Here is a 24,684-nt window from a genome sequence, read left to right on the forward strand (position 1 = left end):
CGCGAGCGGCTATCGGTCATGCGCCCGGAACCCGGTGGTAAACGACACGCGGGCAGCCGCGCCGGTCGTGCGTGGTCGGGCCTCGGCCCGATGTGCACGCTCATCTCGCCGCGCGCGTGCTGGCGGAAACCAGCAACGCGACGAACGCCGCTTCGTCCGCGCGCAGGCCGCGCGGCGTACGCCGGACCGCGAGCGTGGCGAGCGCGCCGGACTCGAACGCGTCGAGCACGGCCGGATGAATGTAGCAGCGCCGGCAGACGGCCGGCGTGTTGCGCAGCAGGTCGGCCACCGCGCGCACGGTCTCGACGATCTGCTTGCGCGCATGCGTGACGCCGCGATGCGGCGTGCGCCGCAACAATCCCAGCGCGTGCACGCTGCCGGCCCACGTCCGGTAATCCTTCGCGGTGAAATCGGCGCCGCCGGCCTCGCGCAGGTAGTCGTTCACGTCGGACGACCCGACCGGATGGCGTACGCCGTCGTCGTCCACATACTGGAACAGCTCGTGACCGGGCAGCTCCGCGCAGCGCCGCACGATCCGCGCGACCCGCGCGTCGTCGACCGTCACGTCGTGTTCGATCCCGCTCTTGCCGGCGAAGCGCAGGCGCACCCGGCCGGGCTGGATCTTCAAATGGCGCTTGCGCAGCGTCGTCAGCCCGTACGAGCCGTTTTCGCGCGCGTATTCCGCGTTGCCGATCCGCGCGAGCGTCGTGTCGAGCAAGCGGACGATCGTCGCGACGACCTTGTCGCGCGGCATGCCCGGCAACGCCAGATCGCGCGTGACGCGCGCGCGGATGCGCGGCAGCGCCCGCGCGAACGCGGCCATCCGCGCGTACTTGTTCGCATCGCGGGTCGCGCGCCACTGCGGGTGATAGCGATACTGCTTGCGCCCGCGCGCGTCGCGGCCCGTCGCCTGCAGATGGCCGAGCGGATCCGCGCAGATCCACACGTCGGTATAGGCGGGCGGGATCGCGAGCGCGTCGATGCGGGCGATTTCCGCGGCATCGCGAATGCGCGTGCCGTCCTGCGCGTAGTACGCGAAGCCGTTGCGCAGCCGGCGGCGCGTGTAGCCGGGGTGGCGGTCGTCGACATGGCGCAGTGCGGCGACCGTGCCAGAAGCGTGCTGCTTCATGCCGCGGGGCGCCGGCCGGCGACGGCGACGGCGACGGCGGCGGTGCGCGGCGACCCGCGTTCACGTGCAGCGATCATGCTTGTCTCCTTGGGTTCGCGTGAAGGGCGGGCGTCCGGCATGGGGTGCGAACAGCCATGGCGAAGGAGCAAGAACCGTGCGCCGCCCCGCGCGGGGCGGCCAGCGCGGTTAGGTGTTTATACGTATGCCGATTCCGATATCAGCCCAATCCAACATTTCATTGGAAGGTTATCGGACTTGTTCCTAGACTGATGCGGGGCATGTATACCGCGCCGGCCGGACACGCCGGCCGGCGCAGCCCGATCCGCGCCAGCGCCACGCAGAAACACAACAGCGCCGCGGCACACAACGACATCATCGGAGACGGACCATGACATTCATCAGGAAGCTGGCGGCAGGCGCGATCGTCGCCGCGGCGACGGTGCTGGCAGGCGGCGCGCACGCGCAGCAAAAGCCGATCACGCTCGGGTTCTCGCAAGTCGGCGCTGAAAGCGCATGGCGCACCGCGAACACCGTGTCGGTGAAGAGTGCGGCGAAGGACGCCGGCATCAACCTGAAGTTTTCCGACGCACAGCAGAAGCAGGAGAACCAGATTCGCGCGATCCGCTCGTTCATCGCGCAGAAGGTCGACGTGATCGCGTTCTCGCCGGTCGTCGAATCGGGCTGGGAGCCCGTGCTGACCGAGGCGAAGGCCGCGCATATCCCCGTGATCCTGACCGACCGCGGCGTCGACGTGAAGGACCCGTCGCTGTACGTGACGATGATCGGCTCCGACTTCCTCGAGGAAGGACGGCGCGCGGGGCACTGGCTGGAAGAGCGCTACAAGAACGACGCAGGCCCGATCAATATCGTCGAGCTGCAGGGCACGGTCGGCTCCGCGCCGGCCAACGATCGCCGCGCGGGCCTGCTCGAAGTGATCAAGAACAATCCGAAATTCAAGGTGATCGCCTCGCAGAGCGGCGACTTCACGCTCGCCGGCGGCAAGCAGGTGATGGAAGCGTTCGCGAAGACCTACGGCAAGCAGATCAACGTCGTCTACGCGCACAACGACGACATGGCGCTCGGCGCGATCCAGGCGATGGAAGAGGCTGGCATCAAGCCCGGCAAGGACGTGAGCGTCGTGTCGTTCGATGCGACGAAGGGCGGCTTCCAGGCGATGGTCGCGGGCAAGATCAACGTCGACGTCGAATGCAGCCCGCTGCTCGGCCCGCAACTGATGAGCGCGGTGAAGGACGTCGTCGCCGGCAAGCCGGTGCCCAAGCGCATCGTGACCAACGAGACGGTGTTCCCGATGAACGTCGCGGCGCAGGTGCTGCCGACCCGGAAGTACTGACCTGTCCGCACGGGCGGCGGCCTGGCGGCCGCCGTCCGGCGACGCTTCGAGGGAGGCTGCATGCAGAGTCCGCCGGTGGTCGAGATGATCGGCATCGACAAGTCGTTTCCGGGTGTCAGCGCGCTGCAGCGCGTCGATTTCCGGCTGTTTCCGGGTGAGATCCACGCGTTGATGGGCCAGAACGGCGCGGGCAAGTCGACGCTGATCAACGTGCTCACCGGCGTGCATGCGCACGATGCGGGCGAGATTCGCGTCGGCGGCGCGCCGGTGAATTTCGCCGCGCCGCGCGAGGCGGAGGCGGCCGGGATCCAGACGCTCTACCAGGAAGTCAACCTGTGCGCGAACCTGTCGGTCGCGGAGAACATCTTCGCGGGCCGGCAGCCGATGCGGCGCGGCGCGATCGACTGGAACACGATTCACGCGCGTGCGCGGGCGGCGCTCGCCGAACTCGACCTGTCGCTCGACGTCACGCGCTCGCTCGACGCGTATCCGATCGCCGTGCAGCAGATGGTCGCGATCGCGCGCGCGGTGTCGGTCGACGCACGCGTGCTGATTCTCGACGAGCCGACCTCGAGCCTCGACGACGGCGAGGTCGCGCGGCTGTTCGACGTGCTGCGGCGGCTGAAGGCGTCCGGCATCGCGATCCTGTTCGTCACGCATTTTCTCGAGCAGACCTATGCGGTGTCCGACCGGATCACCGTGATGCGCAACGGCGAGCGCGAAGGCGAATACCTCGCGCGCGACCTGCCGGTCGACGTGCTGGTCGCGAAGATGACCGGCCGCGAACGCATGTCCGATACGCTGCAGGCGGGCGCGGCGGCGGTCGAGCGTGACGCCGCGGCCGCCGCGCCGTTCCTGTCGATGCGGCAGGTCGGCCGGCGCGGGATGATGAGCGCGCTCGATCTCGACGTGCGCCCCGGCGAGATCGTCGGGCTGGCCGGGCTGCTCGGCTCGGGCCGCACCGAAACCGCGCAACTGGCGTTCGCCGCGGCGCGCCCGGATACCGGCGCGATCGAGATCGACGGCGCGCGCAAGCGGCTCGCGTCGCCGCACGACGCGGTGCGCAACGGCATCGCGTACTGCCCGGAAGACCGCAAGAAGGAGGGCATCGTCGCCGCGCTGTCGATCCGCGAGAACATCGTGCTCGCGCTGCAGGCGCGGCGCGGCTGGTGGCGGCTGATCGGGCGGGCGCGCCAGCGCGAGATCGCCGACACGTATATCGCGCGGCTCGGCATCAAGGCGCGCGACGCGGAGCAGCCGATCGGGCTGCTGTCGGGCGGCAACCAGCAGAAGGTGCTGCTCGCGCGCTGGCTCGCGACGGACCCGAAGCTGCTGATTCTCGACGAGCCGACGCGCGGCATCGACGTCGCCGCGAAGTTCGACATCATGGAGCGCGTGCTGGCGTTGTGCGCGCAGGGGCTGGCGATCCTGTTCATCTCGTCGGAGATCGGCGAGGTCGTGCGCGTGAGCCACCGGATCGCGGTGCTGCGCGACCGGCGCAAGGTCGCGGAATTGACGGGCGCCGATGCGTCCGAGGAGCAGGTTTACCGGTTGATCGCGGGAGGTCAGTCATGACGCGCTTGCGCACGCTGTTTCGTCATCCGCTCGCGTGGCCGGTGCTGACGCTCGCGCTGCTGTTCGCGCTGGACGTCGCGCATCGTCCGGGCTTCCTGTCGATCGTGCTGCTCGACGGCCACCTGTTCGGCGCGCCGATCGACATCCTGAATCGCGCGGCGCCGCTCGTGATCGTGTCGCTCGGGATGACGCTCGTGATCGCGACGCGCGGCATCGACATCTCGGTCGGCGCGATCGTCGCGATCGCCGGCGCCGCGGCCGCGACCGTGCTCGAGGCGGACCCGTCGCGGGTCGGCGCGGCGCTGGCCGCGGCGCTCGGCGTCGGGCTGCTGGCCGGTGCGTGGAACGGGCTGCTCGTCGCGTTCGTCGGGATGCAGCCGATCATCGCGACGCTGATCCTGATGGTGGCCGGGCGCGGCGTCGCGCAACTGCTGACGGGCGGCCAGATCATCCCGATCGGCGCGCCCGGCTATCTCGCGCTCGGCGGTGGCTATCTCGCGACCGTGCCGTGCGCGGTGTGGATCGCCGTCGCGACGATCGGCGCGATCGCGTTGCTCGTGAACCGCACGGCGCTCGGGCTGTTCATTCGCGCGATCGGCGTGAACCCGGTCGCGACGCGGCTCGTCGGGCTGCGCTCGGGCGCGATCGTGTTCGGCGTGTATCTGTGCTCCGGCGTGATGTCGGCGCTCGCGGGCATTCTCGCGAGCTCGAACGTGCGCAGCGCCGACGGCAACAACGCCGGGCTGCTGCTCGAGCTCGACGCGATCCTCGCGGTCACGCTCGGCGGCACGTCGCTGCTCGGCGGCCGCTTCAGCCTCGCGGGCTCGGTGCTCGGCGCGCTGATCATCCAGACGCTGACCTACACGACCTATTCGATCGGCGTGCCGCCGGAGGCGACGCTCGTCGTCAAGGCGGTCGTCGTGATCGTCGTGACGCTGATCCAGTCGGACGCGGCGCGCGCGCTGCTGGTGCGGCACGCGTCGCGGCTGCTGCCTTTCGCGCGATCGCGCGCCACCACCACCGGAGCGACGCCGCGATGAACCGTTTCCTTGGCCGCCTCGCCGATCCGCGCACGCTGCCGATCGTCGTGACGATCGTGCTGTTCGTCGCGCTGTTCGGCTTCGGGTCCGTGATGTACACGGGCTTTTTCTCGATGCAGGTGCTGACCGGGCTGCTCGTCGACAACGCGTTCCTGCTGATCGTCGCGATCGGCATGACGTTCGTGATCGTGTCCGGCGGCATCGACCTGTCGGTCGGCTCCGTCGTTGCGCTGACAACGATCTTCTGCGCGGTCGGCGCCGAACGGCTGCACTGGCCCGTGTGGGTGATCGTGCCGCTGGTGCTCGCGTTCGGCGCGCTGTATGGCGCGGCGATGGGCGCGCTGATCCACTATTTCCGGTTGCAGCCGTTCATCGTCACGCTCGCCGGGATGTTCCTCGCGCGCGGCGCGTGCTTCCTGATCACGACGCAGTCGATCACGATCAACGCGCCGGCGTTCCATGCGATCGCGGGCATCAGCGTGCCGGTCGGCGGCGGCACGCTGAGCGCCGGCGCGCTGATCGCGCTCGCGACGCTGGCCGTCGCGATCTACGTCGCGCATTTCACGCGCTTCGGCCGCAACGTGTATGCGGTCGGCGGCAACGAACGCTCGGCGCTGCTGATGGGCTTGCCGGTCGCGCGCACGAAGATCGGCGTCTATGCGCTGAGCGGCTTCTGTTCGGCGCTCGGCGGCGTGGTGTTCACGCTGTACGTGCTGTCGGGCTACGGGCTGCAGGCGCAGGGAATGGAGCTCGACGCGATCGCCGCGACCGTGATCGGCGGCACGCTGCTGACGGGCGGCGTGGGCTACGTGATCGGTTCGGTGTTCGGAGTCGGCATCCTCGGCACGATCCAGGTGCTGATCACGTTCGACGGCACGCTGAGTTCGTGGTGGACGCGGATCGTGATCGGTGCGCTGCTGTGCGTGTTCTGCGTGCTGCAGCGGGTCATCGAGCGGCACGCGACGCGGCGGCGCACCGGCGGCACCGGGCTCGGCGCGCGGCGGCCGGCGCGCAATGCCGCACCCGCGCGGCCGGCGCCGCCCGAAGAGGACGTCGCGCTGGTATCGACGATGCGGCGGTCGTAGCGCGACTGGCCACCCTTGCGCGACGAGTACGACATGAAGCGCGATGATCCGGCGACGGGCGTGGCCGATGCGCGGCCGGCGAGCATGGCCGCCCGCGCCGTCAGGCCGGCCCCGTCGCGTCCGCCTCGGTGTCGAACGACGTATCCGCGACGCGCGTGCGCTTCAGCGAGCCGGCCAGTTTTTCGATTGCGTGCAGATCCAGCGCATCGAGGTGCTCGCGCATTTCCTGCACGAACGGCGCATGATCCGGCTCGGCCACATACCGGCCGAGCCATTCCTCGATATCGGTCAGCCGGCCTTCGCCGGCGAGCACGATCAGTTCGGCGAGCGCATCGGCGGACGGGCTGCGCATCGCGGGCGCGGCGCTGGCCGGCGCCGCTTCGTCGGCGGGATCGAACCGCCTGACGAGCCCCGACACCGGCGCGAGCGCGTGGCCGAGGGCCGGCGCGACGACCGCGAACGAGAACGTCGTGCCGACCCCCGGCTGGCTCGCGACGGCCAGCTCGCCGCCCATCGCGGCGACGATGCGCTGCGCGATGAACAGGCCGAGCCCGGTGCCGCCGTTCACGGCCTGCACCTGCTGGTACGCGCGGAAGATGTCGGCGGTCGCGCCGATGTCGATGCCGATGCCCGTATCGGCCACCTCGAACAGCAGGCGCCATGCATCCCCTTCGCGCGCCGCATGAACCGACAGCGTGACCGTGCCGTTGCGCGTGAATTTCGATGCGTTCGACAACAGGTTCAGCAGCACCTGTTGCAGCCGGATACCGTCGATCAGCACCGTGCGCGGCAGCGGCGTGACGGGTTGGTAGACGAACCGGTTGTCCTGCTGCGCGCACAGCGCGACCGCGTAGTGGCCGATGTCGTCCAGCAGCCCGGGCAGGTCGGTGCGGTCGGGCGCGACGCCGAGCGGCTGGAGTTCGGCCTTCGTGAACGCCAGCAATTCGTCGATCAGCGTGAGCTGGTAGCGGATGCTGCGGTCGATCGACCGGATCAGCCGCGCCTGGCCGTGCGTCGCGCCTTCCAGCAGCAGCTTCGCATAGCCGTTGATCGTCGACAGCGGCGCGCGCAGGTCGTGGCTGACATAGCCGAGCGTCTCGATCTTCTGCTGCATGTGCGTCCTCGACTGCTGCAATGCATCGTTGAGCGCCACCGTGCGCCGCGCGACTTCGTCGCGCAGCCGGTCCTGCTCGGTGAGCTGCCAGTGCTCGAGCCGCTTGCGCGCCTCGGTGCGCTGCCGGCCCACGTGGTGGATCCACGCGGCCAGCACCAGCAGGTGCGTCGCGAGCCCGATGATCGCGATGACGGGGTTCGGAAAGACGTCCGACCGGATCCACGACAGCAGCGGCGGCAGCGCGTCGCGGCCGTCGAGCATGCGGATCAGCATGTTGAACGTCGCGAACGCCACCGCGATCAACATCACGCGGGCCGTCGGCGTGCGCCGGATCACGAGCGTCAGCGCCAGGCTGATGTTCACGACCGCGAGCACGGTGTTCAGCCACAGGCAGAACCGGGCGAAGGTCGCCAGATCGCCGAACGCCGCGCCGGCGATCCCCGCGCATTCGAGCGCGAGAAACACCACATACACCGCGCGCATCGGCATCCTCGCCTTCTCGCGATGCGCGACCATCAGGATGAACACGATGAAGCAGGCGACCGACAGGTACACGAAGATCGTTTCGCCGCGCGTCGACCACTCGCGCGCGCCGGGCGACAAGGCCATCGCGAGATAGCCGCGATACGCGGCCTCGAACAGCGCGGTGTTCAGGGTCAGCACGGCCAGCACGAGGAACACGCCGCTGCGCGAGAAAAAGCCGATCAGCAGCGCACACCAGACGAGGGCGAGCAACCCGCCGAAGAAGCCGAAGTTCCACATCGACGCGTGCAATTCCTGCGCGGTCCACGCGTCGCGGGTGAACGCGACCGGCGCGAGCCGCATTTCCTTGCGCGACGTGATGCGGATCAGCACGGGGAGCCGTTCGCCCGCGCGCAGCGTGACGTCGAGGGTCGGGTAGCGCGACGGCGCGTCGCGCGCATCGCCGCGATCGGCCGGGAAGCTGCGCTCGAGCATCCATTGGCCGTGCGGCGCGACATAGAAGTCGGCCCGGTCGACGCGCGCATCGCGAATCGCGAGCACCAGCGGGCGCGTCTCGCTGTCGCGGTTGACCAGCGTCGCGCGCACCCACCATGCCGAGCGCGAAAACATCACGTTGAACGAGGGCGCGGTTGCCGTGGCCGCGTGGCGGCCCGGGTCGGCGAGCCGGGCGGCGACCGCGTCGACGGACAGCGTCCCGCCGGCGTCCTCGAAAACCGATACGGCTTCGAGTCCCGCGGCGTTCGGCGTCGTCGCGGCGCTGGCCGTCGCGCATGTGACGGCCAGCGCCGCAAGAAGCAGGAGTACCGCGCGACATCCGGCCGTCCATGCCGCGTATTGCCTACGCATCGCCGTGGCGCCCCGCCGGTGCGGCCGGCGCGTCGACCGCGTGGCGCTGGCGCCGCCAGTCGGACGGCGTGATGCCGAAGCGTTCGCGGAACGCCGTCGCGAAATTGCCGGGCGTGGAAAAGCCGATTTCCTCGGCGATGTCGCCGATCCCCATCGACGTTTCCGCCAGGAAGTGCATCGCGGCGCGCAGGCGCGTGTCGCGCAGGTACTCGAATACGGTCTGGCCGAGATGATCGCGGAATACGCGGGACAGCCGCTTCTCGTGCGTACCGACCTGCTTCGCGAGATCCTCGAGCGCCGGCGGATGGCGCAGGTTGCGCAGCAGCACGTCGCTCGCCGCGCGCACGAGCGCCGCATCGGGGTTGTCGGGCAATTCGGGCAGGTGCGCGAACGGCTGGCTGCGTCGCACGCGCTTCAGGTGATTGCGAACCCGCGCGATCACTTCCGCCGGCTCGAACGGCTTGACGATGTAGTCGATCGCACCCGTTTCGAGCCCCGCGATCCGATCCTCGAGGTCGCCCGCGGCCGTCAGGATGATGACCGGAATGGATTGCGTGGACGGTGTGGACGCCAGCAGCCGGCTCGCGGCGAAACCGTCCATGCGCGGCATGCGCACGTCCATCAGGATCAGATCGGGCGCGATCGCTTGCGCGCGGTGATAGGCCTGCAGTCCGTCGAACGCGACGCTGATCCGGCACTGCGCGGTGCGCAGGATTTCGGTCAGGAGCCGCAGGTCGTTCGGCCGATCGTCGACGATGAGAATATGCGCGCCAGCGAGATCCGGCGTGATGCGAGGCGATGCCGGACTGGGCAGGCGGGATGGCATGGTTGCGAACGCGTGGGAAGGAGTGGCCTGTCAGGTCGGGGGGCAGTGCTATCTGCACGATTGTTGCAAAAAATTATATGCCGACGGCAACCTCGATTGTGAGGATTCCGTGCGGCGCGTGTGGGCTTGTCGCACGGGCGTAGTGGCGGCAGCGCGGTGGTGTTGTCCGCCCTGGACAAAACGGAGCGGAAAAATGTGCCGAACCGATTTCGCGGGTTTCGGACTTTATTTCCGATTTAATGATTTGAAGAGCCGGAGTGGCCCGGACGATGAATTCGCGCGCGAGATATCGAAATTCGCTGTGTCGGCGTAAATCGAATCCGTTCGTTTCTCGTCATACCGGTTAAGTTTTCGTTGATATCGGCTCGATATTCCTGTTTCTGGAAAATCGCGTTTCCTGAAGATCTGTATGAATGTAAATGCCGTCCGCTCCGGAAAAGGGTTTTCCCGCTGCGGAAAAGGTTTGTTTGGACGAATGCCTGCACACTAGCCCCGGTGCGGCTGGAATCGGTTCTTTCACCGCTTCGGGTCGCCGTGAGGATTGTTGTCGCCGTCGCTCTCAGGGCAGCCGACATTCGATGGCGAATTGAATGATGGCATTCCCGGATGTTGGGAAGTCGGTAACAAAAGAATAACGGGCACGAGGGTAATGAAAACGTCATGATTGGCGAGATTTTTCGACATACAGGGCGAATCGAGAAATGACGGGTTGGGGTGGGTGCAAGGCGTCGAGCGAGAAGAAAATCGTCAAGTAAATTCGATCGATTAATTCGATGCCGGGGCCGTGCGGTGAGTAGCCGGCTTTTCCGGGAAATCCGGAAAAGCCGGTCGCCCGCCGGACGGAAAAGGGGTGAGCGACTTCGTGTGAGCCGCCGGGCGCTGTATCGATCCCGGGGGCCGCGCGCGGCGCTCTTCGAATCAGGCGGATACGAAAAACATGAATACGACAAGCATGGCAGGTCAGCGCGCCGGGTCGATCGATCCGGTGCGGGCTGTCAGCGTCGGCGATCCGGCGGCGCGTGCGTCAGATCCGGGGACTGCATGGCGCCTTTCACCGCCTGAATGACATATGACGGGCCGCCCGCGATGCGGGCCGGCATCCGTTCGTCCAGCGTCCGAGCGACGCTTTTCCAATGAGATTCGAAGTCGCCCTTCGGCGGGTGCGGCGGTGTGCGCGCGTGCGGATTCGCGGCGCGTCGTGCGCCGTGTCGCCGCCGGGCGGGCGATGTCGACTTCCGTGAATCGATAACCGGCGATCGCCATCGCGCATCGTGCCGAACGGGCATGCGCGGCGGTCGGTCGCGCACTCGCGATATGGGGCGAGCGTGTCGGGCAACGCTGTTCGTAGTTTTGATTAGTGATACGAAGTGAGAAGCGAGGCGTCGCGAGACAGGCGCAAGCGGAGCAGGTCCGCGCCGCGCCTGGCGCCGCGTTCGCTGTTGTGTCATCCAGCACATGAGAACCGAGGGAACACAAGATGAACAAGTCGTTCAAGTCGATCTGGAACGAAGCACTGGGCGCCTGGGTTGCGGCGTCGGAGCTCGATCGTGCGCGCGGCAAGCGGGTCGCGTCGTCGACAAGCGCGTCCGTGCATGCGGCTGACGCGGGCATCGCGACGAAGCCGGCGCTCTCGCCCAGACGGCTCGTCGTGATGATGACGGCCGCGTATCTCGGGCTGTTCCAGGCCGGTGCACATGCGCAATATTCGGCGGGTGGCGGCTCCGCGACCGGGGGCGCCAGTTCGACGGCGATCGGCAACGGTTCCGTGGCGTCGCAGGTGAATGCGACCTCTTACGGCAATCTGTCGACGGCGGCTGGCCTGTCGTCCACGGCGATCGGCCCCGGCGCGCATGCGATGGCCGATGGCGGGACGGCCATCGGCATCAATTCGCAAGTGACCGGCTTCAACGGCGTGGCGCTGGGCGTGCAGTCGATTGGCAGCGGCACTTTCTCGGTTGCCGTCGGCAATCTCTCGAGCGCGACCCAAAACGGCGCGGTGGCGATGGGCAGCGGCGCGGCTGCGACCGGCGCTTCGGCCATCGGGCTCGGCAACAACGCGCTGGCGTCCGGCCAGTATGCGGCCGCGCTCGGTCTCGGCGCGAGTGCGGTAGGCGCTCAAAGCGTCTCGCTCGGCTATGCGTCGAATGCAACCGATACGGGCTCGGTCGCGCTCGGCAATCAGTCGACGAGTTCGGGAGCGGCCGGCGTCGCGGTGGGCAGCGGCGCGCTGGCTTCCGGTAATTCCGGCGTCGCGATGGGCGTCAACAGCGGCGCGAAGGGCACGTCGTCGATCGCGATCGGCTGGGGCGGCACCGCGGGTGTGCCCGGCTCGGGCACGCAGTCGCTCGGCGCCAATTCGATCGCGATGGGCTCGAATACGACGGCCAGCGCCAACAATGCGCTTGCGTTCGGCGTGAACACAGTCGGATCGGGCGTCAGTTCGGTCGCGATCGGCATTCAATCGAGTGCGACGCAGCAGTTCGGCCTGGCGTTGGGCAATCTCGCGCTCGCCGCCGGCGCAGGGGGCACCGCCCTGGGCTCCAGCGCGACGGCATCGCAGACCAACGCGTTCGCGGCCGGCACCTCCAGCAAGGCGACCGCCACCAATGCGATCGCGCTGGGCACGCAGGCCACGTCCGCCGCCACGAACACGGTCGCCCTGGGGGCCGCGTCTTCGGCGATCGACGACGGCAGTGTTGCCATCGGCGCTTCGTCGATCGCCGGCAACAACACCGGCACGCCGACCTATCGTGCCACGGCGGTCGGTACCGGCAGCCAGGCGACAGGTCAGTTCTCGTCCGCATTCGGTGCGACCGCGGTCGCGACCGGTACTGCCGCCGTGGCGATCGGCGACGCCGCCAATGCGTCGGCCACCAACGCGATTGCCGTGGGTAGCAGTGCCGCCGCCGATTCCGGCAACGCCGTCGCGATCGGCACGGGCGCCACCGCGACGGGCGGCACCGCGGTTTCCATCGGCGCGGGCAACACTGCCGTCGGCAACGGTGCGGTAGCGATCGGCGATCCGAGTTACGCCAGCGGCACCGGTGCTTTCACGGGTGGGGCGAACAACATCGCCAATAGCGACGGCACGGCATCTGCGACGGTCACCAATCAAGCCAATGGCGCGGTGGCGATCGGCAACAACAACAAGGCGATCGGTCAGGGCAGCGTCGCATTGGGCAATGGTTCGACGGCGGGTGCGGCGGGGATGGCCGGCAATATCGCGTTGGGTGACGGCGCGACGGCGGCGACCCGCGCCGGCGACGTCGCGCTCGGCTCCGGGTCGGTGACGGCCGCGCCGAATCCGACGTCGACCGGCACTATCGGCGGCGTCACGTACACGTTCAACGGCGTCAATCCGACCAGCGTCGTCAGCGTCGGCGCGGCGGGCAGCGAGCGCCAGATCACCAACGTCGCGGCCGGGCGAATCAGTTCGTCGAGCACGGACGCGATCAACGGATCGCAACTCGCCGCGACGAACACCGCGCTCGATTCGCTGTCGACGTCGACGGCGTCGAGCATCACGTCGCTGTCCACGTCTACGTCCACCGGCATCGGTTCGTTGTCCACCGGGTTGAGCTCGACCATTAGCTCGGTGGCGTCGCTGTCCACGTCGACGTCGACGGGCATCAGTTCGCTGTCCACCGGCCTGAGCTCGACCAACAGCACGATCACGTCGCTGTCGACTTCGACCTCGACCGTCGTCGGCTCGCTGTCCACGGGCCTGAGCTCGACGAACAGCAACCTGACGTCGCTGTCGACTTCGACGTCGACCGTCGCCGGCTCGCTGTCCACCGGCTTGAGCTCGACCAACAGCACGATCACGTCGCTGTCCACGTCGACGTCGACGGTCGTCGGTTCGCTGTCCACGGGCCTGAGCTCGACGAACAGCAGCCTGACCTCGCTGTCGACGGCCACGTCGACCGGCATCGGCTCGCTGTCCACCAGCCTGAGCTCGATCACGAACAACAACACGAACCTCGGCAACAGCACGGCCGGCGCGATCGGCGGCGGCGCCACCTACGATCCGACCACCGGCACGATCTCGGCGCCGTCGTACGTGACGTACAACAGCGACGGCTCCACGACGATCAACAACAACGTCGGCTCGGCGATCGACAACATCAACGCGAACGGCATCAAGTACTTCCACGCGAATTCGACCGCGCCGGACAGCCAGGCGCTCGGCGTCGACAGCGTCGCGATCGGCCCGAACGCGATCTCGCGCGTGGACGGCAGCATCGCGCTCGGCTCGGGCTCGGTCGCCGACCGTGCGACGGCACCGTCGTCCGGCATCATCCGCAATGGCAGCGCGTCGATCCCGTTCGACACGACCGACCAGACGCTGCTCGGCGCGGTATCGGTCGGCGACGCGACGAACAGGACCTACCGCCAGATCACCAACGTCGCCGACGGCACCGGCCAGCAGGATGCGGTAACGGTGCGGCAGTTGACCGGCGCGCTGCAATCGTTCGCGGTGACGGGCCAGAAGTACTTCCACGCGAATTCGACGGCGGGCGATTCGCTGGCCGTCGGCGCGGAATCGATCGCGGTCGGGCCGACGACGGTCGTCAACGGCGACAACGGCGTGGGCATCGGCAACGGTGCGATCGTCGACCAGACCGCGCCGGGCGGGGTCGCGATCGGCCAGGCGGCGAGTTCCGCGCAGGCCGACGCGATCGCGCTGGGCAGCGGCGCGACGGCGACCGGCGCGCAGTCGGTCGCGCAGGGCGCGAATGCGGTGGCGGTCAGCGTGGGCAGCGTCGCGCTCGGCTCGGGGGCCCGCGGCAGCGCAACCGATGCGCTCGCGCTCGGCGCCGGCGCATCGGCGACGTTCGCGAACAGCGTCGCGCTGGGCGCCGGTTCGCTGACCACGGTCGGCGCGCTGACGAACTACGTCGCGTACGGGCTGAGCAGCCCGCAGTCGTCGGCCGGCGAAGTGAACATCGGCAATCGCCAGATCACCGGGCTCGCGGCCGGCAAGAACGGCACCGACGCGGTGAACGTGTCGCAGCTCGATTCGGTCGCGAACCAGTTGACGACGCTGATCGACCAGCGTACGACCAACCTCGGCGGGCAGTACACGACGAACCCGACCGGCGGCAACGTGCCGCCGGGGGCGAGCGGCTCGAACTCGTCGGCGGGCGGCTCGGGCGCGGTCGCGTCGGGCTCCAACAGCACGGCGGTCGGCAACGGTTCGACGGCGTCGGGCAACGGCTCGACGGCGATCGGCGTCGGCTCGACCGCGTCGGGCAACAACTCGACGGCGATCGGCACGGGCAGCAACGACGGCGGGCGCTCGAACGTGGTCGCGGTCGGCTCGGCGGATTCGGCGCGGCAGGTCGTGAACGTCGCGGCGGGCACGCAGGGCACCGACGCGGTGAACGTGAACCAGTTGAACGCGGTATCGAACCAGTTCACGCAGTCGCTGAACACGGTCAACAACCAGCTCACGCAGATGCAGCAGCAGATCCAGCAGACCGATTCGATGGCCCGCGAGGGGATCGCCGCGACCGCCGCGATGGCGTCGATCCCGCACATGGACCGCGATTCGAACTTCGCGATGGGGGTCGGCACGGCGACGTTCCAGGGCCAGAAGGCCATGGCGGTCGGTGTGCAGGCGCGCGTCACGGAGAACCTGAAGGCGACGCTGAACGGCGGCTTCGCCGGCAGCCAGCGCGTGGTCGGCGCGGGCATGCTGTACCAGTGGAAGTAATCGCGCGCGGCGGTTCGTTCCGGCACGCGTTGCCGGAGCGGGCCGCGCCGAACGCAAACACGCGCGGATGCGTCGCGACATCGCGCCGCACGCGCCGTGCTCATCGCATTCTCGGAGTCATCAAGTGAAAAACATCCATCTTGCCCTGCTGGCGTCCGTCGTTTCCCTCGCGGCCTGTTCGAGTGCGTCGGGGCCGACGTACAACGCGTACGAACTGCAGCCGCGAAACGGCATCCGGACGTTCCAGGTCGACTGCCACGGCATCCTGTCGAGCGCGAAGACCTGCATGAAGGTCGCGACGCGCATGTGCGGCAACGAGGCCGTGCGCCTCGTCGACACCACCACGCCGTACCGCGACGGCGCCGATGCGCATTCGATCGTGTTCCAGTGCGGCGCGGCGCCCGCGCCGGCCGCCGAGGCCGTTACGCCGGCGCCCGTGCCGGCCGAAAAAGTGAGCCTGACCGGCGATGCGTATTTCGCGACCGACTCGGCCGTGCTGACGCCTGCCGCCACCGCCGCGCTCGACACGCTGCTGAGCCGGCAGAGCGACAAGCATTTCGCGCGCGTGGAAGTGGACGGCTATACCGACGCAACCGGCTCGGATGCGCACAATCAGGCGCTGTCGAAGCGCCGGGCGGATGCGGTCGCCGGCTATCTGCGCGAGCACGGGCTGAAGGCCGATGCGTTTGCCGCGGTCGGCCACGGGGAGGCGAACCCGGCGGCATCGAACGATACCGCCGAAGGACGCGCGCGCAACCGTCGCGTGGAAATCTCGCTGCAGAAGTAGGACGCTGCGACCCGCTTGCCGCAAGCGTGGCCGTCGAAGCCGGACGGCTCGCTTGCGGCAATGATGCTTGGCGTGGACGACGCGTGGCGCGAACCGCCCGTCCGCGGCGTGCGAACGCAGGGCCCGTCGCATCGACGCCGCCGACGCGCGGCGACGGGCGTCCGGTACGCGGATCGCCCTGCGCACCGGGCCGCGGATCGGCGCTCAGTGCCTGATCATGCAGACGGCCACGATCTCGTACCCGGGGTCGGCATGCGCGCTCGCGGCTTTCTCCGCTTCGTCGTACGAACCGAAGGAGGCCGCGTCTTCGATGGCCGGCGCCATGCCGATATCGCCGTCCTCGGCGGTGCAGAGGAACTGCTCGCCGGTCTTCACGACATAGATGGACATCATGATTCCCTCCATGGTTTGCAGGGGGAAGTTCCAGTCTAGCAGGCGCGAAGCAAGCCGGCGGCTGACGTGAATCCCGATTGTCAATCGGGGCCGGTTGGTTGATTCATCCCGCCGCGAAGGGTCGGATTCGCGGCCTTGGGCCGCAGCCGGGCCGTGACGCGCGCGGCTGCGCAAAGCCGTGCACAATACGCGCATGCGCACCCCAGATCTTGAATCCCTCGTCGCCGTCACCATGCCCTTCGGAAAATACAAAGGGCGACTCCTTGCCGACCTGCCCGGGCCTTACCTCAACTGGCTGGCGCGTGAAGGCTTCCCGCGCGGCGAAATCGGCCGGCAGCTCGCGCTGATGCACGAGATCGACCATAACGGCCTGAGGCACCTGCTCGAGCCGCTGCGCAAACCCGCGTAGCGCGACCGCGGGTCGCACGCCCGACGACGCCGGCAGTCGCGCTTCGGGCGGCCGTCAAACCGCCTGATCCTGCACGGTCGCCGCTTCTTTCCGGCGCGCCGCCGCATTCGTGGGCATCACCACCGCCGTGCCCTCCACGACGACGAGGCCGTCGACTTCGCAGCGCGTTTCCAGCACGACCCGACGCCGGCTCGCGAGAATCTCCTTGACCGTCACCGTCGCGCAGACCGTTTCGCCCAGCTTGACCGGGCGGCGGAATTGCAGATCCTGCGACAGATAGATCGAGCCGGGTCCTGGCAGATGCGTCGCGATCGCCGCCGATATCACGGAGGCGGACAACATGCCGTGCGCGATGCGGCCGCCGAAAAATGTTCGCTGCGCATAGGCCTCGTCGAGATGCACGGGGTTCCGGTCGCCCGTCGCGTTCGCGAACAGCAGCACGTCGTGCTCGGAAAGGGTTTTCGAAAAGCACGCGTTCATGCCGGGCATGAGATCCTCGAGATCGTATCCGCCTTCGTCGTTCATCGTCGTTTCCTGTGTCGTTCGTGCCGCATGGTGTGGGAGAGAGGTGGAACGCGGTCGTCTTCATGCCTGCACGTCGTCGTGCTCGCGCGCCGCATGCGGAGCCGCCGAGGCGAACGAACGGCTCGCCTCGGCGAGCGCCCATTGCACGGCCAGCACGCCGGCGTGAGGCAGCGCGCCGACGATGGCCTCGACGATCTCGGGTCGCGATGCGCCCGACCGGCGTGCGTCGCGGATGTGCGCGGCGAGCGCGTCGGCGTCGGCATTGCGCGCGAGGCAGGTCAGGCACGCGATTGCCGTCAGGTGGCGTGCCTTCACGTGCTCGACCGGCTCATCGCCCGATGCCGCGCTGGCCAGCCGATCGATGCCACGCTCGATCGCGGACGACATGTCCACAAAGCCGCCTGCCGCGTTCGACCGATACAGGTCGCGTTGCAGCGCATGCCGCTCGGCCGGTGCATCGGCCTGGATTCCCGCCGAGTCGTCCGGCGCCCCATTGAGCGCACTGAACGCATCGAACGCGTCGAGCACGATGCGCGACACGGGCAGTACGAGCGGCCAGCCGATGTAGCCGGTCAGTTGAATCAATACCTCCGTCAGTTCGCCGCGCGTCCAGCCCGCGTGCAGGCAGTCGTTCACGTGTACGCGAACCGCATCGTGCCGGTTTTCGCGCGCGATGACGATGGCAAGCGCGGCGAGCCGGCGCTCTTTCGGCGTCAGCGCATCGAACGGCCGTTGCCGGCGCTCAAGCAACGTGGCGATCGTCGCTTCGGGATCCTCTAAAAAATCGACGTCGACGTCGATATCGATGGCACGCTCGCGCAACAACCCGGCGATGTGGCGTATCGCGGCCGCGGCCACCGGCACGCCTGCGTAATGGAGCGTCTCGAACGCCGTGTCGAGCACCGCGTGCGGCGTCCAGCCGGTATTCAGCATGCCGCCCGCATGGTATTTCAGTGCGCCATCCGCATTGCCCATCGTCGCGAGTACCGCGACCGTCACGAGTTCCCGGTGCTTCAGCGAGAGGTTGGGGCGGGCGATGATGTCGGCATATGCGCCCTCGACGAGCAATCGCTTGAAATCGGGGTCGAGACGGTCGAGTGCCGCGCTCAGCCCGACGAAGCCTTCGTCGCCGATCGCGTGTATGACGGACATGCCGAGTTCATGCCGGGTGATCGTATTCGTACGCATGGAAGGCCGATGGTTGAACGCGGAGTGTCGTGACGTCAGCGATGATATTCGTCCGTTCGACAATCAAATTTGAACTTTTTTCACTTTTCATCGGCGCACGCTTTTCGCCGTCTAGAATCCATCCGGTCAAGAACCGACGATTCATTTTCGATCTGAAAAATCGGGATGGTGATGACGGGGCCTGCATATCAATGCGACTGGAGAATACGATGCTGAAGCTTCATGAAAAAGTCGCCCTCGTGACCGGGGGAAGTTCGGGTATCGGCCGGACCACGGCGTTGTTGTTTGCCAGGGAAGGCGCGCGGGTCGCGATCGCGTCGCGCCGCATCGACGAAGGTCTGGCCGTCGTCGAGGAGATCCGCCGCGCGGGCGGCGAAGCGCTGTTCGTGAAGACCGATGTATCGAGCGCGGAGGATTGCGCGCGGATGGTCGCGCAGACCGTGCACGAATTCGGCAGGCTCGATATTGCGTTCAACAACGCCGGCGTGGAGGCATTCGGCAAAGCCGTGGCCGATACCGACGAGGCGAGCTGGGATTACGTGATGAATATCAATCTGAAAGGGATGTTCCTTTCGATGAAATACGAAATTCCCGAAATGCTGAAAGCGGGCAGCGGTGCGATCGTCAATATGTCGTCCACTTATGGCCTCGTGGCGTCTGCATTCGGCGGCTGCAGTTATCACGCGTCGAAGGCCGGGATTCTCGGGCTGACGAAAGCGGCCGCGCTCGAATACGCGAAGCAGAATATCCGTGTCAATGCGATCTGCCCGGCGTTCGTGGCGACGGCGATGGTGGAGAAGTTTCTCGATGAAACCGGCATGACCGACCAGATCAAGGCGTTTCATCCGGTCGGCCGGCTGGGCACCGAACAGGAAATCGCCGAGGCGGTCGCGTTCCTCGCGAGCGACGCGTCTTCGTTCATGACCGGTACCGCACTGTCGGTGGACGGCGGGATGGCCGCGGCCTAGCACGAGTGCAACTTTTCCCGGATCAACTCTTTCACGAGTATTGTTATGGATACCAAAACGATCGATTTCGCTGTCGAAACGAGAAGGAACCCGCCGGAACTGTTCGACATCGGCAGCGCGATCCCGCTGGGCGTCGTGCCGAGGAAAATGCACGCGTGGACGATTCGTCGCGAGAACCACGGGGAGCCGCAGCACGCGTTCACGAACGAAATCGTCGACGTGCCGTCGCTCGGCCCGGACGACGTGCTGATTCTCGTGATGGCGGCCGGCGTCAACTACAACGGCGTGTGGGCGGCGCTCGGCCAGCCGTTCTCGGTGCTGGACCTGCATGACGATCCGTATCACATCACGGGCTCGGATGCGGCCGGCATCGTATGGGCCGTCGGGTCGAACGTGAAGAAATGGAAGGTCGGCGACGAGGTGGTCGCACACTGCTCCCAGGTCGATGGCGACGACGAGGAATGCAACGGCGGCGATCCGATGCTGTCCCCGTCGCAGCGGATCTGGGGTTATGAAACGTCGCATGGCTCGTTCGCGCAGTTCGCGCGCGTGCAGTCGACGCAGTTGATGCCGCGCCCGAAGCACCTCACGTGGGCCGCCAGCGCCTGCTATACGCTCACGCTCGCGACCGCATACCGGATGCTGTTCGGCCACAAGCCGCACGTGCTTTCCGCCGGGCAATCGGTGCTCGTGTGGGGCGCGGCGGGCGGGCTCGGAACGATGGCGATCCAGCTCGCGGCGCTCGCGGGCGCGCGCCCCGTCGCCGTGGTCTCCGACGCGTCGAAGGCCGAATTCGTCAAACGGCTCGGCGCGGCGGGCGTGATCAACCGTTCGGATTTCTCGTGCTGGGGCGCGCCGCCGCCCGTCGATGCGAAGGCCGAGTACGCGGCCTACGTCGATGAAGTCAAGCGCTTCGGAAAGGCGATCTGGGGTGCGCTCGGCGAAAAGCGCGACGTCGACATGGTGTTCGAGCACCCGGGCCGCAATACGTTCGCCCCGTCCTGCTACGTCGTGAAGCGCGGCGGCATGGTCGTGTTCTGCGCGGCGACGAGCGGCTACGACCTGACCTGCGATGCGCGCTACGTGTGGATGCGCCAGAAACGCATTCAGGGCAGTCACTTCGCCAACCTCAAGGAAGCGTCGCAGGCGAACCGGCTCGTGATGAGCGGCAAGATCGACCCGTGCCTGTCGGAAGTGTTTCCGTGGAGCCGCCTGCCGGACGCGCACGCGAAGATCCGCGAGAACCGGCACCTGCCCGGCAACATGGCCGTGCTCGTCCAGGCGAGCAGCAGCGACGATCTCGCCGCGGCGAGCCGCCACTAGGCCGGATGAACGCTTTCCGCCGCGAGGACGGTATGAACCAGTCAAACACGCAAGCGCAGCGCGTCGCCATCATCGGCATGTCGTGCCGGTTCCCCGGCGGCGCGTCCTGTGCGTCGAGCTATTGGACGCTGCTGAATTCCGGGCGCACGGCGATCCGCGAAACGCCGCGCGAACGCTTCGATATCGACGCGTACTACTCGCCGGATACCGACGAGCCCGGCACCACGTATTCGCGCGTGGCCGGCTATGTCGACGATCCGTTCCGCTTCGACCGCAAGCTGTTCCGGACCTCGGCGGCCGAGGCGATTGAGATGGATCCGCAGCAGCGCTGGATGCTCGAACTCGCATGGGCGGCGCTCGAGAACGCGGGCATCGCGCCGGGCCGGCTGCGCGGCAGGAACGTCGGGGTCTTCATGACGATCGGCGAGGCCGACTATGGCCGGCGCACCGTCTGGTCCGGCGATCCGTCGCGCATCACCACGTATTCGAAGCTCGGCAACCTGCGCGCGATGGCCCCCGGGCGCGTCGCGCACATACTGGGTTTGAGCGGGCCCGCGATCTTCGTCGATACGACCTGTTCGTCGTCGCTGGTCGCGATCCATCTTGCCGCGCAGAGCCTGCAGGCCGGCGAGTGCGACGTCGCGATCGCCGGCGGCGTGAACCTGATCCTCGGGCCGGAGGAAACGATCGGCATCGCGCGGCTCCAGGCGATGTCCGCCTCCGGGCAATGCCGTCCTTTCGACGCGAGCGCCGACGGCTATATTCGCGGCGAAGGCGGCGGCGTGATCGTGATGAAGCGGCACGACGACGCGCTCGCGCACGGCGATCGCATCGATGCGGTGCTGATCGGGTCGGCCGTCAACAGCGACGGCGCGAGTAACGGCCTCACCGCGCCCAACGGCGCGGCGCAGGAAGCCGTCATTCGCCGGGCAATGATGCGCGCCGGCGTTCGGCCGGAAGCAGTCGCCTACGTGGAAGCGCATGGCACGGGCACGGCGCTCGGCGATCCGATTGAGCTTTCCGCGTTGCGTAACGTCTATACGCGCGCCGTCGCACGCGACAAGCCGATCCTCGTCGGCTCCGTGAAGTCCCAGCTCGGGCATCTGGAGGGCGCCGCGGGCATGGCCGGCTTCATCAAGGCGATGCTGATCCTGCGGCACCGCCACGTACCCGCGCAGGTGAACTTCGAGACGCCGAACCCGCGCTTTCACTGGGAAGGCGCGCAACTCGCCATTCCACGCGAGGGTACGCCGCTCGACGAAGGCGAGACGCTGGTCGGCGTGAGCGGTTTCGGCATCACCGGGACCAACGTCCACCTGATTCTGTCCGCGCCGGCGCCCGTGCCGGACACCGCTGCGCCGATCGACCGCGAACGCGTATTGACGCTGTCCGGGCGCTCGCCGGACGCACGGCGGCGTGTCGCGTCGGCATGGCGGGCCTGGCTCGCGGGCACGTCCGTGCCGCTGCGCGATGCGTGTCATACGTCGAACGTGCGACGCGATCATTTCGATCATCGTGTCGCGCTGGTCGGCACGACGAAAGCGGATTTCATCGACGCGCTCGACGCGTTTCTCGCGGACAATCCGTCCGGCAACTGGCATGCGGGCGAGCCGCCGCGCAAGTCCCGCGTCGCGTTTCTCGTGCCGGGGCAAGGGGCGTGGCAGCCGGGCGTCGGCGGAAACCTCTACCACGGCAACGGGCTGTTCCGCAAACACGCGGACGCGTGTCTGCGCCTGCTGGGTAGCGAAACGGCCCGCGACGTGCTCGATGCGATCGTCGGCCGTGGCGCGCAAACCGTGCGCCATCATCCGGGGCAACTGGCTCACTTCGTCGTGTGCTACGCACTTTCACGTACCTGGATGGAGCTCGGCGTGCAGCCGGATCTGCTGATCGGGCATTCGCTCGGCGAGCACGTGGCCGCCGTGATCGGCGGCGTGATGTCGCTCGGCGACGGTCTCAAGGCGGTGGAGGCGCGCGGCCGACTGTTCGATACCGCGACGCCGGCCGGCGCGATGCTCGCGGTGGCCGCCGCGGCCGACGAACTCGCCGCGCGGTTCGCGTTCGGCGAGGATCTGTTCGTCGCCGGCATCAACGGGCCGGGGCAGACCGTCGTCAGCGGCACGCCGGAAGCGGTGGCGCGCGTGCACGACGCGATGGTCGCGGCGGGCAAGCGTGTGTCGCTGCTCAAGACCTACGGCACGCCGGGCCATTCGCCGATGTTGCGTTCGATGCGCGACGCGTTCCGGCGCGCGCTCGAACCGCTGACGTTCGCGCCGCCGTCGATTCCGATCGTCTCCACCCTCACGGGCGCCGTCGCGACCGATGCGATCGCCGGCGTCGAGCACTGGCTCGATCTCGTCGAGCAGCCGGTGCGTTTTCATGACGCGTTGCTGGCGGCGTCGGACGGCAAGACGCTCTTCGTCGAAGTGGGGCCCGGCGCGGCGCTCGCCAAGCTCGCGCGCGCCGCCGCCGGCGGCGACTGGACGTGCGCGATCGCGTCGCTCGCCGACGGCCCGGAAGGCGATGAGGAAACCGAATCGACCGGCTTCGCCCACGGCTGCGCGCGCCTTTACGGCGAAGGGCAGAAGATCGCGTGGCACAAGCTGTACGGCAATGCGCCGCGGCCTGCCGAAGCGCCGGGCTACGCGTTCGACACCGAGCGTTTCGAGTTGCCGTTTCCCGATCTCACCGAAGCGGCGCGTGGTGCGGTGCGCCAACGAAGCGATGGCGCATCGAATGCGGAAGCCCGGCCGCCGCGTTCGATCGAGGTGGATCGCGCCGACGCGGCACCGGCGGGCGCGGCGCAGATGCTCGCGACGTTGCGCACGATCGCGGCAGCGGTCGCGCCGGATACCGTCGTGCTCGACGATGGGCTGTCGCTCGTCGGCCAGGGGCTCGACTCGCTGGCGTTGACGGAGCTGCGGGCGCGGCTGCATCAGCGGCTCGGCAAGATGCCGCCGATCGCCATGCTGGCGCGCGGCGCGTCGCTCCAGACGCTGGCCGCGTGGTTCGGCGCGACGAACGGTGACGCGTCCGTTCGCGAAGTCGTGGCGGCCGATCCCCGGCAACCGGCCGAAACGGGCGGCGACGTCGGCCTGGTCGTGACGCTGCGCGACGGGGCCGGGCCGCTCGTTGCGCTCGTGCATCCGGTCGGCGGAAACGTGCTGTGTTATCAGGAACTGGCCGCGGCATGGCCGGGCGACCCGACGGTCGTCGCGATCCGTCATCCGTACGCGGATCAGGGCCACGCGCCCGCGTATCTTTCGATCGCGCAACTGGCGTCGCGCTACCGCGCGGCGCTGCTCGCGACGCACGGCAGGCAGCCCGACCTGCTCGGCGGCTGGTCGTTCGGCGGGATCGTCGCGCACGAAATGGCCGTGCAGTGGGAGTCGGAGGGCGGGAGCGCGCCGCCGTTGACGATCGTCGACAGTCCGCTCCACGACGGCGAATTCGCCACGCGGTTGCGCGCACTGGCCGCTGATCTCGCGCCGGATGACGGTATGCAGGCAGTCGAGCGATGGCTGGCCGACCCGCGTTTCGATGCGATGCTCGATCAGGACTTCTATCTCGCCGACGTGCGCCGCCGCGCCCAGCCTGAGATGTTCGACCACATCGCGCGGCTGCATGCCGCGAGCGCGGTGGCGCTCGCCTGTCACCAGCCGCGGCAGGTGCAAACGCACATCGGATACGCGCTCGCCGCGCGCGACAAGCGCGGGATGTCGAGCGTGCTGGCGGAGCAGCAATTGCGCCGTTTCGGGCGCGGCGGCATCACGGTCGACGTGTTCGACGACGACCACAACTCCATCGTGCGTGCACCTTCCGTGCGGCGTCTCGCGCACTTTCTCGGCGGACGCGCTGCCGATGCGCCGCACGCCGATCCGGAACCGCTGATGCGCGCGACACCCGCATAGGCGCTGCCTTTCCGT

At 68.1% G+C, this 24,684-nt stretch carries 16 protein-coding genes; 10 read left to right on the forward strand and 6 right to left on the reverse strand.

The features are described 5' to 3' along the window. Window positions 1-100: 100 nt before the first annotated feature. Complete coding sequence (locus tag QZM15_RS20450) at window positions 101-1,129, reverse strand: DNA topoisomerase IB (RefSeq protein ID WP_060313993.1); 1,029 nt, start codon at window positions 1,127-1,129, stop codon at window positions 101-103. Between the two features lie 388 nt (window positions 1,130-1,517). Between QZM15_RS20450 and QZM15_RS20455 the strand changes: the two genes are divergently transcribed. From QZM15_RS20455 to yjfF, 4 genes are read left to right on the forward strand one after another with little or no spacing between them, the layout of a single operon-like run. Beyond that, window positions 1,518-2,480 (forward strand): ABC transporter substrate-binding protein, encoded by a 963-nt coding sequence (locus QZM15_RS20455; RefSeq protein WP_104013120.1) that lies wholly within the window; start codon window positions 1,518-1,520, stop codon window positions 2,478-2,480. Between the two features lie 60 nt (window positions 2,481-2,540). Then, window positions 2,541-4,055 (forward strand): sugar ABC transporter ATP-binding protein, encoded by a 1,515-nt coding sequence (locus QZM15_RS20460; protein ID WP_059637831.1) that lies wholly within the window; start codon window positions 2,541-2,543, stop codon window positions 4,053-4,055. Then, window positions 4,052-5,095: an ABC transporter permease gene (locus QZM15_RS20465; RefSeq protein ID WP_059583798.1), complete on the forward strand. Its 1,044-nt coding sequence runs from the start codon at window positions 4,052-4,054 to the stop codon at window positions 5,093-5,095. The genes QZM15_RS20460 and QZM15_RS20465 overlap by 4 nt, the downstream gene beginning before the upstream one ends. Further along, the gene (gene yjfF / locus QZM15_RS20470) at window positions 5,092-6,180 is read left to right on the forward strand and encodes a galactofuranose ABC transporter, permease protein YjfF (RefSeq protein ID WP_059583797.1); all 1,089 of its coding nucleotides are present in this window, start codon (window positions 5,092-5,094) and stop codon (window positions 6,178-6,180) included. Before QZM15_RS20465 ends, yjfF begins: the two co-directional genes overlap by 4 nt. A 100-nt stretch (window positions 6,181-6,280) precedes the next feature. On the opposite strand, the gene QZM15_RS20475 is transcribed toward yjfF, so the two are convergent. Next, window positions 6,281-8,623 carry a sensor histidine kinase gene (locus tag QZM15_RS20475; RefSeq protein WP_302107144.1) on the reverse strand — a complete coding sequence of 781 codons (2,343 nt, stop codon included), beginning with the start codon at window positions 8,621-8,623 and terminating at the stop codon, window positions 6,281-6,283. Continuing rightward, window positions 8,616-9,449 carry a response regulator gene (locus QZM15_RS20480; RefSeq protein WP_059583794.1) on the reverse strand — a complete coding sequence of 278 codons (834 nt, stop codon included), beginning with the start codon at window positions 9,447-9,449 and terminating at the stop codon, window positions 8,616-8,618. Before QZM15_RS20480 ends, QZM15_RS20475 begins: the two co-directional genes overlap by 8 nt. Before the next feature lie 1,477 nt (window positions 9,450-10,926). Here QZM15_RS20480 and QZM15_RS20485 point away from each other — a divergent pair. Further along, the gene (locus QZM15_RS20485; RefSeq protein ID WP_302107145.1) at window positions 10,927-15,165 is read left to right on the forward strand and encodes a YadA-like family protein; all 4,239 of its coding nucleotides are present in this window, start codon (window positions 10,927-10,929) and stop codon (window positions 15,163-15,165) included. Between the two features lie 124 nt (window positions 15,166-15,289). Beyond that, a complete protein-coding gene (locus QZM15_RS20490; protein WP_059583790.1) occupies window positions 15,290-15,952 on the forward strand; it encodes an OmpA family protein in 663 nt (220 codons plus the stop codon). Window positions 15,953-16,156: 204 nt separating this feature from the next. Here the strand turns inward: QZM15_RS20490 and QZM15_RS20495 are convergent, their stop codons facing one another. Further along, window positions 16,157-16,345, reverse strand: coding sequence for a hypothetical protein (locus QZM15_RS20495; protein WP_059583815.1), 189 nt, complete (start codon window positions 16,343-16,345; stop codon window positions 16,157-16,159). A 193-nt stretch (window positions 16,346-16,538) separates the two neighbouring features. On the opposite strand from QZM15_RS20495, the gene QZM15_RS20500 reads away from it, so the two are divergent. Beyond that, on the forward strand, window positions 16,539-16,754 hold the full coding sequence (locus tag QZM15_RS20500) for a DUF3820 family protein (RefSeq protein WP_059583788.1): 216 nt from the start codon (window positions 16,539-16,541) through the stop codon (window positions 16,752-16,754). Between the two features lie 54 nt (window positions 16,755-16,808). Here QZM15_RS20500 and QZM15_RS20505 read toward each other — a convergent pair whose 3' ends face one another. Both QZM15_RS20505 and QZM15_RS20510 read right to left on the reverse strand, forming a co-directional pair. Next, window positions 16,809-17,279, reverse strand: coding sequence for a MaoC family dehydratase (locus QZM15_RS20505; RefSeq protein ID WP_059583787.1), 471 nt, complete (start codon window positions 17,277-17,279; stop codon window positions 16,809-16,811). Window positions 17,280-17,339: 60 nt separating this feature from the next. After that, window positions 17,340-18,431, reverse strand: a complete 1,092-nt coding sequence (locus QZM15_RS20510; RefSeq protein ID WP_124657556.1) for a carboxymuconolactone decarboxylase family protein — start codon at window positions 18,429-18,431, stop codon at window positions 17,340-17,342. A gap of 245 nt (window positions 18,432-18,676) precedes the next feature. Between QZM15_RS20510 and QZM15_RS20515 the strand changes: the two genes are divergently transcribed. Genes QZM15_RS20515 through QZM15_RS20525 form a run of 3 tightly spaced genes read left to right on the forward strand, consistent with a single transcriptional unit; the run spans window position 18,677 to window position 24,669 of the window. Further along, window positions 18,677-19,435 (forward strand): SDR family NAD(P)-dependent oxidoreductase, encoded by a 759-nt coding sequence (locus QZM15_RS20515; protein WP_059583783.1) that lies wholly within the window; start codon window positions 18,677-18,679, stop codon window positions 19,433-19,435. Between the two features lie 45 nt (window positions 19,436-19,480). Beyond that, window positions 19,481-20,758, forward strand: coding sequence for a crotonyl-CoA carboxylase/reductase (ccrA, locus tag QZM15_RS20520; protein ID WP_302107146.1), 1,278 nt, complete (start codon window positions 19,481-19,483; stop codon window positions 20,756-20,758). 32 nt (window positions 20,759-20,790) lie between these two features. Then, window positions 20,791-24,669, forward strand: a complete 3,879-nt coding sequence (locus QZM15_RS20525; protein WP_302107147.1) for a type I polyketide synthase — start codon at window positions 20,791-20,793, stop codon at window positions 24,667-24,669. Window positions 24,670-24,684 lie beyond the last annotated feature (15 nt).

It is taken from the genome of Burkholderia sp. AU44665, assembly GCF_030504405.1.
Lineage (GTDB): Bacteria > Pseudomonadota > Gammaproteobacteria > Burkholderiales > Burkholderiaceae > Burkholderia > Burkholderia semiarida.